The sequence below is a fragment of the Streptomyces sp. NPDC049879 genome (assembly GCF_044461265.1).
Taxonomy (GTDB): domain Bacteria; phylum Actinomycetota; class Actinomycetes; order Streptomycetales; family Streptomycetaceae; genus Streptomyces.
The window spans coordinates 271834-285408 of record NZ_JBITKT010000009.1; the positions used below are offsets into that span (position 1 = coordinate 271834).

Consider the following 13575-nt stretch of genomic DNA (forward strand, 5'->3'; position numbering starts at 1 on the left):
CCCGGGGGCGCTGCGCGTCGCGCGTCCCGTCCCGTTCCGCGTCAGTTCAGCAGCGCGGCGGCGACGAGGGCCCCGGCCGTGACGGCGGTGCCGCCGAGCCCGGCGAGGGTCCGGTGCCGCGTGGCCCGTTCCCCCGCCCTGCGCACGGACTCGGCGGTCGGCGTCTGCGGGTCGTGGCCCGCCAGGGCCCGTGCCATCAGGTCCTTGAGCACGTCGCGGCGTTCTTCGGGCGCGGCCTCCGCGAGGGCGGGGAGCCGGGCGGCCAGCAGTTCCCGCGCGTGGGCGGCGCGGCGTTCGGTGGCGCCGATGGTCGCCTCGGCCTCCAGGGCGGTGCGCACGATGTCGAGGCCCATGACGTCGTGCAGCAGCACGACCCTGCGGTACGCGGGCGGCAGGCTCACCATGGCGGTCAGCACGCCCGCGGCGACCTCGGCCGTACGGCGGCGGTGGCCGGGCGAGAAAGTGTGCCAGGGCGACAGCGCGTAGTCGTAGGCCGCCGCCCGTACCCAGCCGCCCGGGTCGGAGCGGCCCGCGACCTCGGGCCAGCGTTCCCAGGCGCGGCGGAACGCCCAGCCGACGGCGCGGTCGGCGAGCATGCCGCAGCCGGTGAGCAGGTAGGCCTGGCGGCTCAGGGTGGTGGCGTGCGCGGCGTGGAGGGCGTCGAAGGCCTGCGTGGGGTCTGGGCCGGGGGTGGGGGTGGGGTCGGGCGGGGCGGCGGTCGCGGGGTCCGCTCTGGGCGGATCATCGGTAAATACGCTCATACCGACATACTGGGCGACACAGCGGCGAAAACCCGTTACCCGGGCATATGGGGTGTTGTTGGCAGCATGGCCGCGTGCGACACCTTCTCCGGCTGCTCCAGCACACCGCCCCGCTCGGCCGCGTCCGCGCCCGCTGGCTGCTCGAAGGCCTGCTCGCGGCCGGGCTCGGCCTCGGCGTCCCGGCGGCGCTCGTCCTGCTGCTGTGGACCCTCTCGCCCTTCCCCGACAGCGGCGCGGGCGGCGCCCTCCACGTCGCCGCCGACCTGTGGCTCCTGGGCCACGGCGCCGACCTCGTACGCCCCGACACCCTCACCGGCGCTCCCGCGCCCGTCGGCCTGACCCCGCTGCTCCTCGCCGCCCTGCCCGCCTGGCTGCTCCACCGCGCCGTCCGCACGGCGCTCGTCCCCGACCGGTACGCCCACGACTGGGGCGTCCATCCGGCGGACGGGCCGCGCGCCGCTCTGTGGGTCACCGGCGGCTACCTGCTGGCCGCCGCCGTCGTCGTGGTCTGCGCGCGCGGCGGCCCGCTCGCCGTACGCCCGCTGGACGCCGCCGTCCAGCTGCCGCTCTTCACGCTTGCCGTGACCCTCGGCGCCGCCTGGGCCGTCTGCGGCGCCCTCCCGTCGGCCGCGCTGCCCCGCTGGGCACGGCGGCTGCCCGGCGCCCGGATCGCCGCCGCCGCCCGCGCGTCCGTCGCGGGCCTCGCCGCCACGTGCGGCGCGGGCGCGCTGCTGGTCGCCGCGTGCCTGGCCGTACGGGCCGGTGCCGCGCAGGACGCGTTCGGCGCGCTCGGCACCGACTGGTCGGGCCGCCTGTCCGTGCTGCTGCTCGCGGGCGCGCTCGCGCCGAACGCCGCCGTGTGGGGCGCCGCGTACGCGCTCGGGCCCGGCTTCACCCTCGGCGCGGGCAGCGCCGTCGGCCCGCTCGCCGTCCACGGCGACCCGGCCGTGCCCGGCTTCCCGCTGCTCGCCGCGCTCCCCGACGGCACGCCGGGGAACCCGCTGCTGTGGGGCGTCCTCGCGGCTGTCCCGGTGGCGGGCGCGCTGGTGACGGCATGGTTCGTGGCCCGTTCGCGCGTGGCCGACGAGGGCGTGGCGGCGACGGCGCTGGTCGGCCTCGGGACCGCCTGCGGCACGGGCGTGGGCCTCGGCGTGCTCGCCGCCTGGGCGGGCGGGCCGCTGGGGACGCGGGCGCTGGCCGAGTTCGGTCCTGAGCCGTGGCTGACGGGCCTGGCCGCCGCCGCGTGGACGGCGGTGCTGGTCCCGCCGTTCGCGCTGCTGCTGCGGGCGGCGCGCGTGAGCGGGCTGAACGCGCGGCTGGCCCGGATGGTCCGCCGTCCGCGTGAGGCGGCGGACGCGAAGGCGTGGCACAGGACGGACGCCCGGCTGTCGCGCTGGGCGGCGCTGCGGCGGACGTCGGGGGTGCTCGTGCCGGAACTGCCGGACGCGGCGGACACAGCGGGCACAGCGGACCCGGGGAACAGGCGGACGGCACGCGGCGTCCCGAACCCCGCACGCCCGACCGACGACCCGGACCGCCGCTGACGGGAGGACACGGCCGTCCGGAGCGCGCGGGCACAGGACCCGCCGCAGGCCCCCTACGCGGAGCGGAGCGACGGCGTTTGGGTGTGCCGCTCCCCCTGCGCGGGCGTCGGGTGTCCGGCGTTCCTGCCGGGGGGTTACGTGTCGGGCGCCGCCGTCCTGCGGTCGTGGGTGGCGGGTGCGGAGCGCGGTTGGTGGAAGCGCCGTTGCGGGGTGCCGCTCCCGCTGGGCGGGCGGCGGGTGCCGGGCGTTCCGGCCGTTGGAGCGTGCGTCGTGCGTCCACTGCGAGGGGCGGAACGGGCGGGGGCGGCCGCTGTGGGGTGCCGCTTCCCCTGCGCGGGCGTCGGGTGCTCGGCGTTCCTGTCGGGGGGTTACGCGTCGGGCGCCGTCGTCCTGCGGTCGTGGGTGGCGGATGCCGGGCGTACTGGCCGGGGGTTGCGTGTCCGGCGCCACCGTTCTGCGGTTCAGCGGCCGGTGTGGCGTGCGTTGTGCGTCGCCGTTTCCCCTGTGTGGGTGGCGGGTGTTGGGTGTTCCGTGCGGGGCCTCACCTGCTGTGTGCCGTTTGCCCGCCCGCTTCGGGCGGGCAGCCGCGCGTGCCGCGTTCCCGTCGTCGGCTTCCCGCGCCGGAGGGGAAGGGGGGCGGGGTCAGTTCTGTTCGCCGAAGATCGGGCGCAGTTCGCGCGGCAGCAGCCGCTCGCACGATTCGCGGGACGGCCGCGTCAGGGCGTCGTCCACGCAGTCGAAGTAGTCCTTGTACACGAGCTGCAGCGTGTAGGACGCCGCCACGATCGCCAGCGCCAGCGCCGACAGCACGATGCCCGTCACCGACGCCGTCACCTGCGGCTTGCCGCCACCGCGCGGCGGCGGCAGCGGGGCCGGGGTCGCGCCCGGCGGGGGCGGGGGAGGGGAGGGTTCGCCCTGTCCCTGGAGCGCCCGTACCTTCTTCTCCCTGGCCTCCGGGCTGTCCTTCGGCCCGCCCCGCAGACCGCTGATCCCCCAGTACAGGCCCAACGCGCCCAGCAGCAGCGCCAGCCACTGCCAGCCCAGCAGGACGCCGCTGCACACGCCCCACATGCCGGACAGCATCGCGTACCGCGCGTGCCGCTGCGCCGGGTCGGTGGGGTCCCAGCCGCGCGGGCCGCCGCCGAGGCCGCCGGGCCGCCGTTCCTGGCCGCCCGCCGGGTCGCCCCAGCGGCCCTTCTGCCGTTCCGGCTGCCGGTCGCTCCACTGGCTGCCCCAGCGGGGGCCGTGGCCGCCGTCCTGGTCGCCGCCGCGGTCGCCGCCGTCGCCGTTCCCCTCGCCGCCGTCGGGATGCCGGGGCCGCCACGGACGGTCGGGAGTGCCCTCGGGCGGCGGGGCGAAGGGGTTGTCCTCCTCGTCGGGCCGGTCCTGCGGGCCGGGGGAGCGGCGTCGGTCCGTCATCGTGGTCGTCGAATCTCCCTCTTAGGTGCCGTTGTCCCGACCGTACCTGCCCGGGGCCGCCCCACGGCACGGGGGGAGTGGGGCGTGCCGGTATCGTTGCGCCGAGACCTCCCCGAAAGAAAGACCTCCCCGTGGCTCGCATCGTCGTCCTCGTGTCCGGGTCCGGTACCAATCTCCAGGCCCTGCTGGACGCGGCGGCGGCAGGGGGCGCGGCGTACGGTGCGGAGGTCGTCGCGGTGGGTGCCGACCGGCCGGGGATCGAGGGGCTGCGGCGTGCCGAGCGCGCCGGACTGCCGACGTTCGTCCACCGCGTGCGGGACTTCACGGACCGCGCCGCCTGGGACCGGGCGCTCACCGCTTCGGTCGCCGCGTACGAGCCGGACCTCGTCGTCTCGGCCGGGTTCATGAAGATCCTGGGCACCGACTTCGTCGCCGCGTTCGGCGGACGGCTCGTCAACACCCACCCGGCGCTGCTGCCGAGCTTCCCCGGCGCCCACGGCGTACGGGACGCGCTCGCGCACGGCGTGAAGGTCACCGGCTGCACGGTCCACTTCGTGGACGGCGGCGTGGACACCGGACCGATCATCGCCCAGGAGGCGGTGGCGGTGGAGCAGGACGACGACGAGGCGACGCTCCACGAGCGCATCAAGGAAGTCGAGCGGCGGCTGCTCGCCGACGTCGTGGGCCGGCTCGCCCGCGACGGCTACCGCATCGAGGGACGAAAGGTATACATCCCGTGACGGCCGACAGCACATCTCCCGAAGGCACCGCCCCCGAGGGCACCGGCGACGGACGGCGGCCCCTGCGCCGCGCGCTGGTCAGCGTGTACGACAAGACCGGGCTCGACGAGCTGGCCACCGGCCTGCACGCCGCCGGTGTCCAGCTGGTGTCCACCGGCTCGACGGCCGCGCGGATCGCCGCCGCCGGGGTGCCGGTGACGCCGGTGGAGGAGCTGACCGGCTTCCCCGAGACGCTGGACGGGCGCGTGAAGACGCTCCACCCGCGCGTGCACGCGGGCATCCTCGCCGACCTGCGGCGCGCCGAGCACCGGGCGGAGCTGGAGAAGCTCGGCATCGAGCCGTTCGACCTGGTCGTGGTGAACCTGTACCCGTTCACGCAGACCGTCGCGTCCGGCGCCTCGAACGACGAGTGCGTCGAGCAGATCGACATCGGCGGCCCGTCGATGGTCCGCGCGGCGGCCAAGAACCACCCGTCGGTCGCCGTGGTCGTGGACCCGGCGGCGTACGCGGACGTGCTGACCGCCGCCCGGGGCGGCGGGTTCACGCTGGCCGAGCGGCGGAAGCTGGCGGCGACGGCGTTCCAGCACACGGCGCAGTACGACGTGGCGGTGGCGGGCTGGTTCGCGGAGACCGGCGCCGAGGGCGAGGGCGACCTCTTCCCGGCGAGCGCGAACGTCGCGTTCAGCCTGGAGAACGTCCTGCGCTACGGCGAGAACCCGCACCAGGCCGCCGCGCTCTACCGCGACGGCAGCGGCTCGGGGCTCGCCGCCGCCGAGCAGCTGCACGGCAAGGAGATGTCGTACAACAACTACGTGGACACGGACGCCGCCCGCCGCGCCGCGTACGACCACGCCGAGCCGTGCGTCGCGATCATCAAGCACAGCAACCCGTGCGGTGTCGCGGTCGGCGCGGACGTCGCCGAGGCCCACCGCAAGGCGCACGACTGCGACCCGCTGTCCGCGTACGGCGGCGTCATCGCCGTCAACCGGCCGGTCAGCGCCGAACTGGCCGCGCAGGTCGCGGAGATCTTCACCGAGGTCATCGTCGCGCCCGGCTACGAGGACGGCGCCTTGGAGGCCCTCACGCGGAAGAAGAACATCCGCGTGCTGCGCTGCCCCGAACCCCCGGCGGCCCGCACCGAGTTCCGGCCCGTGGACGGCGGGACGCTCGTGCAGGTCACCGACCGGCTCCAGGCGCCGGGCGACGACCCGGGCAACTGGCAGCTGGTGGCGGGCGAGGAGCTGCCGGAGGACGAGCTGGCGCAGCTCGCCTTCGCGTGGCGCGCCTGCCGCGCGGTGAAGTCGAACGCGATCCTGCTCGCCAAGGACGGCGCGACGGTCGGCGTCGGCATGGGGCAGGTCAACCGCGTGGACTCGGCGAAGCTGGCGGTGCAGCGGGCGGGCGCGGACCGGGCGGCCGGTTCGTACGCGGCGTCCGACGCGTTCTTCCCCTTCCCCGACGGCCTTGAGGTGCTGGCCGTCGCCGGGGTGCGGGCCGTCGTGCAGCCGGGCGGCTCGGTGCGCGACGAGGCGGTGATCGAGGCGGCGAAGGCGGCCGGGGTCACGATGTACACCACGGGGACGCGGCACTTCTTCCACTGACGCGCGGCGCCTGACGCGTACGGCCGTGCCGCGGACCGGAGTTCACGGTCCGCGGCACGGCCGTTGCGCGTGTCAGGGCTGGGGCCGGTGGAGCAGCTGCACCAGGACCTCGTGCAGCACCTCGTGGTCGCGCGGGTCGTGCAGCCGGAACGGGCCGCCGTCCACCGTGTACCACTCGTCGGCGCCCGCGTAGCGGATGCGCATGGTCAGCGCGCCCTGCTCGTCGGCGTCGGTGTGCAGCTCCAGCTCGCCGGTGATCACGCCGACTTCCTTGGTCATCACTCCGCCGCGCGGCGCAGTGAAGACGGAGTACTTCTCGCTCATGCCCCGTTCATACCGGATGCGTCAGCACGTACCCAGCATCTCGTCCAGCGCGGCTCTCTCGTCTTCGTCGACGGTCAGTTCCCAGGTGTGCTTCACGGAGATCCACATGCGGGCGTACTCGCAGTGGAAGGCCGCGGCCGGCTGCCAGTCGGCGGGGTCCTGGTCGCCCTTGGAGCGGTTGGACGAGGCGCTGACGGCGAGGAGTTGGGGGTGGTCGAGGTCGTTGGCGAAGTCCTGGCGGCGCGGGGTGGTCCACTCGCCCGCGCCGGAGCGCCACGCCTCGGCGAGCGGCACGATGTGGTCGATGTCCACCTTGGACGGCGAGGCGACGGTCGTCCCGTCGTACGGGCTCTCCCAGCTGCCGGACTCGACGCGGCAGTTGGCGCCCGTCGCCACGTCGGTGCCGTCACGTTTCAGCACGGTCTGCCGCGTCGTGCAGCCGTTCCGGGTGATCCAGTGCGGGAACTTGTCGCGCGAGTAGCCGGACATCCCGGCCTGCGGGGCGACGGTGAGGGCGTCGAGCTGCGTGCGGGCGGTGTCGGCGTCGGGGATGCCGGGCGGCGCGGCCTGGGCGGCGGGCCCCGGCAGCAGGGCCGCGAGCGCGGCGACGGCCGCGACGAGCGCGCGGCGGAGGGTGTGGGGGGAACGCATCGGGTACCTCCGGGGGTACGGGGTCACCTGCCCCCGTCCTACCCGTTGAGTGACGCGATCATGACACTGAGTGCAGTCCGGCCCGCCCCCGTACGCCCGGGGCGCACGCCGGGACGGACCCGGCGCACGCCCCGCGTGGCTCAGGCGACGAGGGGGATCTGCGTCCCCTCCGGGGGATTGCGGTAGTGGTCGTTGATCTTGTTGATCTCCGACTGGAGGTACAGCGAGTGCGCACCGAACACGAGTATGAGCACGCACGAGATGGCCGGGCTGCACGTCGAGGCCAGGCCCGCCGCGCGCTGCGCCTCGGCGACGCGCTTGCCCGTGTTGTAGGCCGTGACGAACGGCGGGACCCAGATGATCGAGCCGGGGAAGACCGCCAGGACGGCAAGCCCCGGCTGCACCTCGATCCGGCTGTCGAACTGCGACAGCTCCTTGTTGATCTTGTACCACCACACCAGGTGGTAGATGCCCAGCGTGATGATGGGCAGGCCGAGCCAGACGGCGAAGACGTTGCGCGAACGCATCGCCCGTCCGGTCCGCGCGCCGCCCGACCCCGGGGCGGAGTACGCGCCGGGCGGAGTGTGGTCAGTGCTCACAGTGGTGAGACTCCTTGTGGATTCGGGTCACGGTTCCTTCGCTCGGGCCGTCGTCCCTTTCCCGGTGGGGGGCCTGAGCGCGGGGCGACGACGAGCGGGGAACGCGTGTTCCCCCGGCCCGTGCGGAGCACATTGGACCGCTCAACCACTTGGCATGTCCAGTCGGTTCAGCTTCCTGTGGCCAAGCCGCGACCTGGCCGCGCCGCGCCCGCCCCGCGCCGCGAGGTCCCTGATTGGTCCCCGGCGCCCCCCATCCGGGAGGATGGGGGCATGAGCGCGAAGATTCTGGACGGCAAGGCCGCCGCAGCAGCCATCAAGTCCGACCTGGCCGCCCGGGTCGCCGTACTCCGTGAACGCGGTGTCACCCCCGGGCTCGGCACCCTGCTGGTCGGCGAGGATGTCGGCAGCCAGAAGTACGTGGCCGGCAAGCACCGCGACTGCGCCGCCGTCGGCATCGCGTCGATCCAGCGCGAACTGCCCGCCACCGCCTCCCAGGCCGACATCGAGGCCGTCGTCCGCGAGCTGAACGACGACCCCGCCTGCACCGGCTACATCGTCCAGCTCCCCCTGCCGCGCGGCATCGACGTCAACCGCGTCCTGGAGCTGATCGACCCCGCCAAGGACGCGGACGGCCTCCACCCCACCAACCTCGGGCGCCTCGTCCTCGGCGAGCCCGCCCCGCTGCCCTGCACGCCCAACGGCATCATCGCCCTCCTGCGCCGCAACGGCGTCGCGATCGAGGGCGCGCACGTCGTCGTCGTCGGCCGCGGCGTGACGGTCGGCCGCTCCCTGCCGCTGCTGCTGACCCGCCGCAGCGAGAACGCCACGGTCACACAGGTTCACACCGGCACCCGCGACGTCTCCGCCGAGCTGCGCCGCGCGGACATCGTCGTCGCGGCGGCGGGCGTCCCGCACCTGGTGAAGCCCGAGGACGTGAAGCCGGGCGCGGCCGTCCTCGACGTCGGCGTCAGCCGCGACGAGAACGGGAAGATCGCGGGCGACGTCCACCCGGCCGTCGCCGAGGTCGCGGGCTGGCTCTCGCCGAACCCGGGCGGCGTCGGCCCGATGACCCGCGCCATGCTCCTCCAGAACGTGGTGGAGGCCGCCGAGCGCGCCGCCGCCCCCGGCCTCCTGTCGGCCGACTGATGGCCGCCGACGGGTACCCGACGCGGAGCACCGCCCGCCCCGAGGGCGGGCGCCGCACGGCCGGTGGCTCCGCGCCCGCGCCGATCCGGCAGTGGCCGCTGCTCGTCGTGCTCGGCGCGACGCTGCTCGGGCTGCTCGTGACGCTGGTGACCTTCCGCATCGGCCTGCTGGTCGTCGGCGGCGCGCTGCTCACCGGCGCGGTGCTGCGCGGCTGGCTCCCGGCGGTCGGCATGCTGGCGGTCCGCTCGCGCTTCACGGACGTGCTGACGTACGGCGTGCTCGGCGCGCTGATCGTGCTGCTGACCCTGATGGCCGAGCCCGAGCCGTGGCTCGAACTGCCCTTCCTGAACGACGTCCTCCGCTTCTCGGCCGGCTGACCCGCCGGGCGCCCGGGCCGTACCCGGTCCGTCCACCCGGCGGGTCCGGCCCCGCCCCGCCTCCCGCCGCTACGGCCGGGTGGCCGGGGTGACCGCCTGCATGATCACCGCGCCGATGGCCTCGACCGCCCGGGTGTCGTCGCGCGGTGTCTGCGCGTCCCACCGGTTCCACGTCAGGTTGAGGTCGGTGCGCCGCGCGTTCCACGCCGCGTCGGCGTTGCGCTTCATGAAGTCCCAGTACTGGCCCCACAGGTTGTTCTCGCGCACGAACTCGCCCATCCCGCGCGCGAATTCGGACTGCCAGGTGCCCTCGCGCTGCCCGTTCGTCATGATGCCGTTGGTGGTGCGTTCCCGGATGACCCAGTCCACGGTCCGCCTGGCGTCGTTGAACACGCTGCCCCCGCCCTGGTTGCGGTAGATCGCCTGGGCCGCGCTGACGAAGGCGCCCGCCGAGTACACCGTCTGCCCGGTGGAGAGGCCGCCGTCGGCCCGCATGTGCTCGTACACGCCGCCGGTCGAGCGGTCCAGCAGCTTCGCCCACACCCAGTCGTAGACCGCCCGCGCCTTGTCCAGGTAGCCGCGGTCGCCGTTCGCCTCGTAGATCAGGCAGCCGAGGATGGTCGCGGGACTGTTGCTGAGGGCGTTCTTGTCGCGCTTCTCGACGCTCCACCAGATGCCGCCGCCGAGTGCGCTGTCCCAGCCGCGGTTGTAGACCCGGTCGAACGCGTAGCGCGCCTGGGTGAGGTAGGTCCCGTTGCCGGTGATCCGGTGGCCGCGCGCGAAGGCGAGTCCGGCCCAGAGCAGGTCGTCGTTGTAGTCGTTCCAGTTCCAGTCGTACAGGCCGCCGCCGCCCTGGTTCTGCTGGAGGAACGTGTCGAGGAGGCGGCCGATCAGGTCGCGGGTCTCGGCGCGCGGGGCGCTGTCGTGCACGTCCTGCACGGCCTGGATGTCCAGCGCCTGGCGCCAGAAGTAGTCCTTGGCCGTCTTGTTGAGCGACTCCTTGTAGTAGCGCTGATTGCCGTTGGAGATGAGGAAGGCGCTGTTCAGCGCGGCGAAGGCGGCGTCGGTGTTGACGGTGCCCAGCGGCCTGGCGCCGGATGCGTCTCCTGATGTGCGTAACGCCGTCTCCGCGTGGCCCGGCGTGGCTGTTCCGACGGCCGAGGCGATGCCGAGCGCCGATGCCGCCGCGATGAACGACCTGCGTTCGATCACGTGAGTCCTCCCGAATGAGGATGTGAGTGGGGGGTCGAGTTCGGGGTTCGCGGGAGTACCCGCTGTCGTTCTTCCGGCCGTCGCCGCGTCCATGGCCCCGGCCGTGTCGGACTGTGCGTGCGCGCTCTCGTCCGGGTCACACCCTGGCCCGGACACCGGCGCCGACACGTGAACGGCCGTGGGGTTCGGGCACCGTGGGCGGAGGTGCGCGGCTCCCGGTCGTCTTCGCACGATAGAAGCGCCTCGACACCAACACAACAGAAAGCACCAGAATCCAGGGAAATCGATCACTCCTGTCGCGCGGCGGATCACGCCCGTCGCCCCTCCGGCGCCCCGCATGGTCCGTCCGCACAACGGCCTTACCAGGTGGCGGCGTTGGCCGGCTCCCGCGATCGGATACCGTCTGCGGGATGTCCGGCATACCGCTCCTGAGCAGCGCGATCCCCTCCTCGGCCCCGATCATGGACCTGACGGTCGCCGCGACCGGGGACGGCCCCCTCGTGGTCTGCGCCGACGCGCGCAACGACCTGTGGACATGGGACCCGTTGCGGGACACCTGGCGGAAACGGCCGCTGCCGTTCGCCTGCGCCGCCGATCCGCTCGCCGCCCAGTTCCCGGACGCACGCAACCGGTTGAACCACGTGGCCGTCAGCGCCTCCGGCGGGCGTACGGTGCTGGCCGCCGGGAGCGACGGGCAGGGCGTGGCCTTCTGGGACCTGGACAGCGGTGAGCTGCTCCAGGGGACGGACTTCACACGGGACTATGTCGCGGCCCTGGCCGCCGTGCGGGGCCCGGGACCGGTCCGGTTCGTGGCGGCGCAGCCCAACACCGACGTCCTCGTGCTGTGGGAGGAACCGTTCGGCGGGGACCCCGAGTTGCTCGCGGAGTTCGTGCACGTCTGGGCTGTCGCGACCGCGTGGTACGACGGCCGTTCGCTGGTCGCGGGAGGCGACGGGTCCGGCGTGCGGGTCTGGGATCTGGCCGAGACATCCGAGCTTCTCTTCGACACCAACGGTTCGGCCTGGGCCGTCGCCTGGTCGCGTCTCGGCGACCTGCCTGTCGTGGTGGCGGCGGCCGACCCCGGCGAGCTGTGGGTGTGGGCGGTCCCTGCGGGGAGCTGGCGGCGGGAGCCGCTGTATGCGCCGCTCACCGGTCACGAGGGCCGGATCTGTGCCATGGACACCGCGACGGTCGGCGGACGGCCCCTGGCGGTGACCGCCTCGGAGGACGCGACCATACGCGTATGGGACCTGGCCGGGGGCACGGCGGTCGGCGCGCCACTGGTCGGCCATCAGGGCACTGTCACGGCCGTCACGACCGCCGTCCTCCAAGGCCGCGACGTGGCGTTCAGCGCGGGCAGGGACGGCGTTGTACGCGCCTGGGACCTGACCGCCGCCCTCGGCTAGTCACCCCGTCGCCACCGGCGCCGCCGCGCGGGCGGGAGGACCCCGACCGCATCCGTCCCGGCCTCGGTGGCCCTCCGGGCGATGTGCTGCGCGCACGCTAGGTCCTCTTCACCGATGCCGACGTGCGGAGGGAAGCCCACCGGGTGTCTCAGGCAGCTCAGTCGGCGGGGTCGGGGTCGGGGTCGGTGAGGATGTGGAAGGCGAGTTCGGTGTCGCCGGGCAGGGCTCGGCGTATGTCCGCCGCGTGGTCGAGCGCGGCGAGAACACCGAGGCCAAGGGCGACGTCCGCCGGGTCGGGCGCGGGTGGTGTCGAAACCCCCGGGGGCGGCTCGGCGGTACGCCCGTTCGCGGGGCCAGGCAGCCCGCCCCCTCCAACAGTCGTAGGGGCCACCCCAGTTGCCTGCCTCCTCTACGGATAGTGTCTGTGGGATGTCCGGCATACCGCTCCTGAGCAGCGCGATCCCCTCCTCGGCTCCGATCACGGGCCTCACGGTCGCCGCGACCGGGGATGGCCCCCTCGTGGTCTGCGCCGACTTGGGCAACGACCTGTGGACATGGGACCCGCTGCGGGACACCTGGCGGAAACGGCCGCTGCCGTTCGCCTGCGCGGCCGATCCGCTCGCCGCCCCGTACCCGGACGCACGCAACCTGTTGAGCCACGTGGCCGTCAGCGCCTCCGGCGGGCGTACGGTGCTGGCCGCCGGGGACGACGAGCAGGGCGTGGCCTTCTGGGACCTGGACAGCGGTGAGCTGCTCCAGGGAACGAGTTACACGCGGGACTATGTCGGGGCCCTGGCCGCCGTGCGGGGCCCGGGACCGGCGCGATTCGTGACGGCGCAGCCCAACACCGACGTCCTCGTGCTGTGGCAGGAACCGTTCGGCGGGGACCCCGAACTGCTGGCGGAGGAGGTGCATATCTGGGCTCTCGCGACCGCGTGGTACGACGGCCGTTCGCTGGTCGCGGGAGGCGACGGGTTCGGCGTGCGGGTGTGGGACCTGGCGAAGCCCTCGGAGCTGCTTTTCGACAGCAACGGTTCGGCTTGGGCCGTCGCGTGGTCGCGTCTCGGCGACCTGCCTGTCGTGGTGGCGGCGGCCGACCCCGGCGAGCTGTGGGTGTGGGGGGTTCCAGCGGGAAGCTGGCAGCGGGAGCCGCTGTATGCGCCCCTCACCGGCCATGACGGCCGGATCTGTGCCATGGACACCGCAACGGTCGGCGGACGGCCCCTGGCGGTGACCGCCTCGGAGGACGCGACCGTACGCGTATGGGACCTGGCCGTGGGCGCGGCGCTCGGCGCGCCGCTGGTCGGCCACGAGGGCACTGTCACGGCCGTCACGACCGCCGTCCTTCAGGACCGCGACGTGGCGTTCAGCGCAGGCAGGGACGGCGTCGTACGCGCCTGGGACCTGACCGCCGCACTCGGCTAGCCGGCCAGGTGCCTCCGGTGGCGACGCGCGGGCAGTGGGGTCCACCCGGAGGTTGCGGCGGGTCAGTCGTCGGGATCGGGGTCGGGGTCGGTGAGGATGCGGAAGGCGAGTTCGGTTTCGGTGGGGAGGGCCCGGTGCAGGTGTGCGGCGTGGTCGAGTGCGGCGAGTATCCCGACGCCGAGGGCGACGTCTTCCGGGTCGGGGGCGGTGGTGTCGAAGTCGGCCGGGTTCTCGCCGAGAGCGATCAACGCGCGCCGGTAGGCGCGCCACCAACTCCGGTCGGTGTGGACGAGGGCGCGGCGGGCGGTCTCGGCCGGCCCCAGCGCCGCGACCGCACCCGATACCGCTCCGAACGCGCCCGCCACCACGA

At 74.3% G+C, this 13575-nt stretch carries 15 protein-coding genes; 7 read left to right on the forward strand and 8 right to left on the reverse strand.

Annotated features, from left to right (window positions below):
- Positions 1 to 41 precede the first annotated feature (41 nt).
- Positions 42 to 761: an RNA polymerase sigma factor gene (locus ACIBPC_RS27755; RefSeq protein ID WP_398848395.1), complete on the reverse strand. Its 720-nt coding sequence runs from the start codon at positions 759 to 761 to the stop codon at positions 42 to 44.
- Positions 762 to 835: 74 nt separating this feature from the next.
- Here ACIBPC_RS27755 and ACIBPC_RS27760 point away from each other — a divergent pair, with 74 nt between their 5' ends.
- Positions 836 to 2305, forward strand: a complete 1470-nt coding sequence (locus tag ACIBPC_RS27760; RefSeq protein ID WP_398848397.1) for a DUF6350 family protein — start codon at positions 836 to 838, stop codon at positions 2303 to 2305.
- A 642-nt stretch (positions 2306 to 2947) separates the two neighbouring features.
- On the opposite strand, the gene ACIBPC_RS27765 is transcribed toward ACIBPC_RS27760, so the two are convergent.
- Entirely contained in the window at positions 2948 to 3724 is a 777-nt protein-coding gene (locus ACIBPC_RS27765) for a hypothetical protein (protein WP_362961563.1), read from the reverse strand.
- A gap of 131 nt (positions 3725 to 3855) precedes the next feature.
- Between ACIBPC_RS27765 and purN the strand changes: the two genes are divergently transcribed.
- Positions 3856 to 4464, forward strand: coding sequence for a phosphoribosylglycinamide formyltransferase (gene purN, locus ACIBPC_RS27770; protein ID WP_362961565.1), 609 nt, complete (start codon positions 3856 to 3858; stop codon positions 4462 to 4464).
- Positions 4461 to 6065, forward strand: a complete 1605-nt coding sequence (gene purH, locus ACIBPC_RS27775; protein ID WP_398848399.1) for a bifunctional phosphoribosylaminoimidazolecarboxamide formyltransferase/IMP cyclohydrolase — start codon at positions 4461 to 4463, stop codon at positions 6063 to 6065. Before purN ends, purH begins: the two co-directional genes overlap by 4 nt.
- Positions 6066 to 6137: 72 nt before the next feature.
- Here the strand turns inward: purH and ACIBPC_RS27780 are convergent, their stop codons facing one another.
- The 3 genes from ACIBPC_RS27780 to ACIBPC_RS27790 all read right to left on the reverse strand — a co-directional run bounded on the left by ACIBPC_RS27780 (position 6138) and on the right by ACIBPC_RS27790 (position 7639).
- Positions 6138 to 6389, reverse strand: a complete 252-nt coding sequence (locus ACIBPC_RS27780; RefSeq protein ID WP_362964383.1) for a hypothetical protein — start codon at positions 6387 to 6389, stop codon at positions 6138 to 6140.
- Positions 6390 to 6410: 21 nt separating this feature from the next.
- Positions 6411 to 7040, reverse strand: coding sequence for an HNH endonuclease family protein (locus ACIBPC_RS27785; protein WP_398848400.1), 630 nt, complete (start codon positions 7038 to 7040; stop codon positions 6411 to 6413).
- Positions 7041 to 7180: 140 nt separating this feature from the next.
- Positions 7181 to 7639: a DUF4234 domain-containing protein gene (locus ACIBPC_RS27790; protein ID WP_398848402.1), complete on the reverse strand. Its 459-nt coding sequence runs from the start codon at positions 7637 to 7639 to the stop codon at positions 7181 to 7183.
- Positions 7640 to 7909: 270 nt separating this feature from the next.
- On the opposite strand from ACIBPC_RS27790, the gene ACIBPC_RS27795 reads away from it, so the two are divergent.
- Positions 7910 to 8785, forward strand: a complete 876-nt coding sequence (locus ACIBPC_RS27795; protein WP_398848404.1) for a bifunctional methylenetetrahydrofolate dehydrogenase/methenyltetrahydrofolate cyclohydrolase — start codon at positions 7910 to 7912, stop codon at positions 8783 to 8785.
- Entirely contained in the window at positions 8785 to 9162 is a 378-nt protein-coding gene (locus ACIBPC_RS27800) for a DUF3017 domain-containing protein (RefSeq protein WP_362964375.1), read from the forward strand. The genes ACIBPC_RS27795 and ACIBPC_RS27800 overlap by 1 nt, the downstream gene beginning before the upstream one ends.
- A 69-nt stretch (positions 9163 to 9231) precedes the next feature.
- Here the strand turns inward: ACIBPC_RS27800 and ACIBPC_RS27805 are convergent, their stop codons facing one another.
- Entirely contained in the window at positions 9232 to 10374 is a 1143-nt protein-coding gene (locus ACIBPC_RS27805) for a glycoside hydrolase family 76 protein (RefSeq protein ID WP_398848406.1), read from the reverse strand.
- A 410-nt stretch (positions 10375 to 10784) separates the two neighbouring features.
- Here ACIBPC_RS27805 and ACIBPC_RS27810 point away from each other — a divergent pair, with 410 nt between their 5' ends.
- Complete coding sequence (locus tag ACIBPC_RS27810) at positions 10785 to 11780, forward strand: WD40 repeat domain-containing protein (RefSeq protein WP_398848407.1); 996 nt, start codon at positions 10785 to 10787, stop codon at positions 11778 to 11780.
- A gap of 157 nt (positions 11781 to 11937) precedes the next feature.
- Here ACIBPC_RS27810 and ACIBPC_RS27815 read toward each other — a convergent pair whose 3' ends face one another.
- Positions 11938 to 12171: a hypothetical protein gene (locus tag ACIBPC_RS27815; protein WP_398848409.1), complete on the reverse strand. Its 234-nt coding sequence runs from the start codon at positions 12169 to 12171 to the stop codon at positions 11938 to 11940.
- Positions 12172 to 12209: 38 nt separating this feature from the next.
- Between ACIBPC_RS27815 and ACIBPC_RS27820 the strand changes: the two genes are divergently transcribed.
- Positions 12210 to 13205, forward strand: a complete 996-nt coding sequence (locus ACIBPC_RS27820; RefSeq protein WP_398848410.1) for a WD40 repeat domain-containing protein — start codon at positions 12210 to 12212, stop codon at positions 13203 to 13205.
- Positions 13206 to 13267: 62 nt separating this feature from the next.
- Here ACIBPC_RS27820 and ACIBPC_RS27825 read toward each other — a convergent pair.
- A partial coding sequence (locus ACIBPC_RS27825) for a hypothetical protein (protein WP_398848412.1) occupies positions 13268 to 13575 on the reverse strand: 308 nt, incomplete at its 5' end.

Excerpts from the sequence above, each read along its gene's own strand:
- ACIBPC_RS27780 (WP_362964383.1), bottom strand. The coding sequence starts at position 6,389 with ATGAGCGAGAAGTACTCCGTCTTCACTGCGCCGCGCGGCGGAGTGATG.
- ACIBPC_RS27820 (WP_398848410.1), top strand. The coding sequence starts at position 12,210 with ATGTCCGGCATACCGCTCCTGAGCAGCGCGATCCCCTCCTCGGCTCCG.
- ACIBPC_RS27810 (WP_398848407.1), top strand. The coding sequence starts at position 10,785 with ATGTCCGGCATACCGCTCCTGAGCAGCGCGATCCCCTCCTCGGCCCCG.
- ACIBPC_RS27800 (WP_362964375.1), top strand. The coding sequence starts at position 8,785 with ATGGCCGCCGACGGGTACCCGACGCGGAGCACCGCCCGCCCCGAGGGC.
- ACIBPC_RS27765 (WP_362961563.1), bottom strand. The coding sequence starts at position 3,724 with ATGACGGACCGACGCCGCTCCCCCGGCCCGCAGGACCGGCCCGACGAG.
- ACIBPC_RS27755 (WP_398848395.1), bottom strand. The coding sequence starts at position 761 with ATGAGCGTATTTACCGATGATCCGCCCAGAGCGGACCCCGCGACCGCC.
- ACIBPC_RS27795 (WP_398848404.1), top strand. The coding sequence starts at position 7,910 with ATGAGCGCGAAGATTCTGGACGGCAAGGCCGCCGCAGCAGCCATCAAG.
- ACIBPC_RS27785 (WP_398848400.1), bottom strand. The coding sequence starts at position 7,040 with ATGCGTTCCCCCCACACCCTCCGCCGCGCGCTCGTCGCGGCCGTCGCC.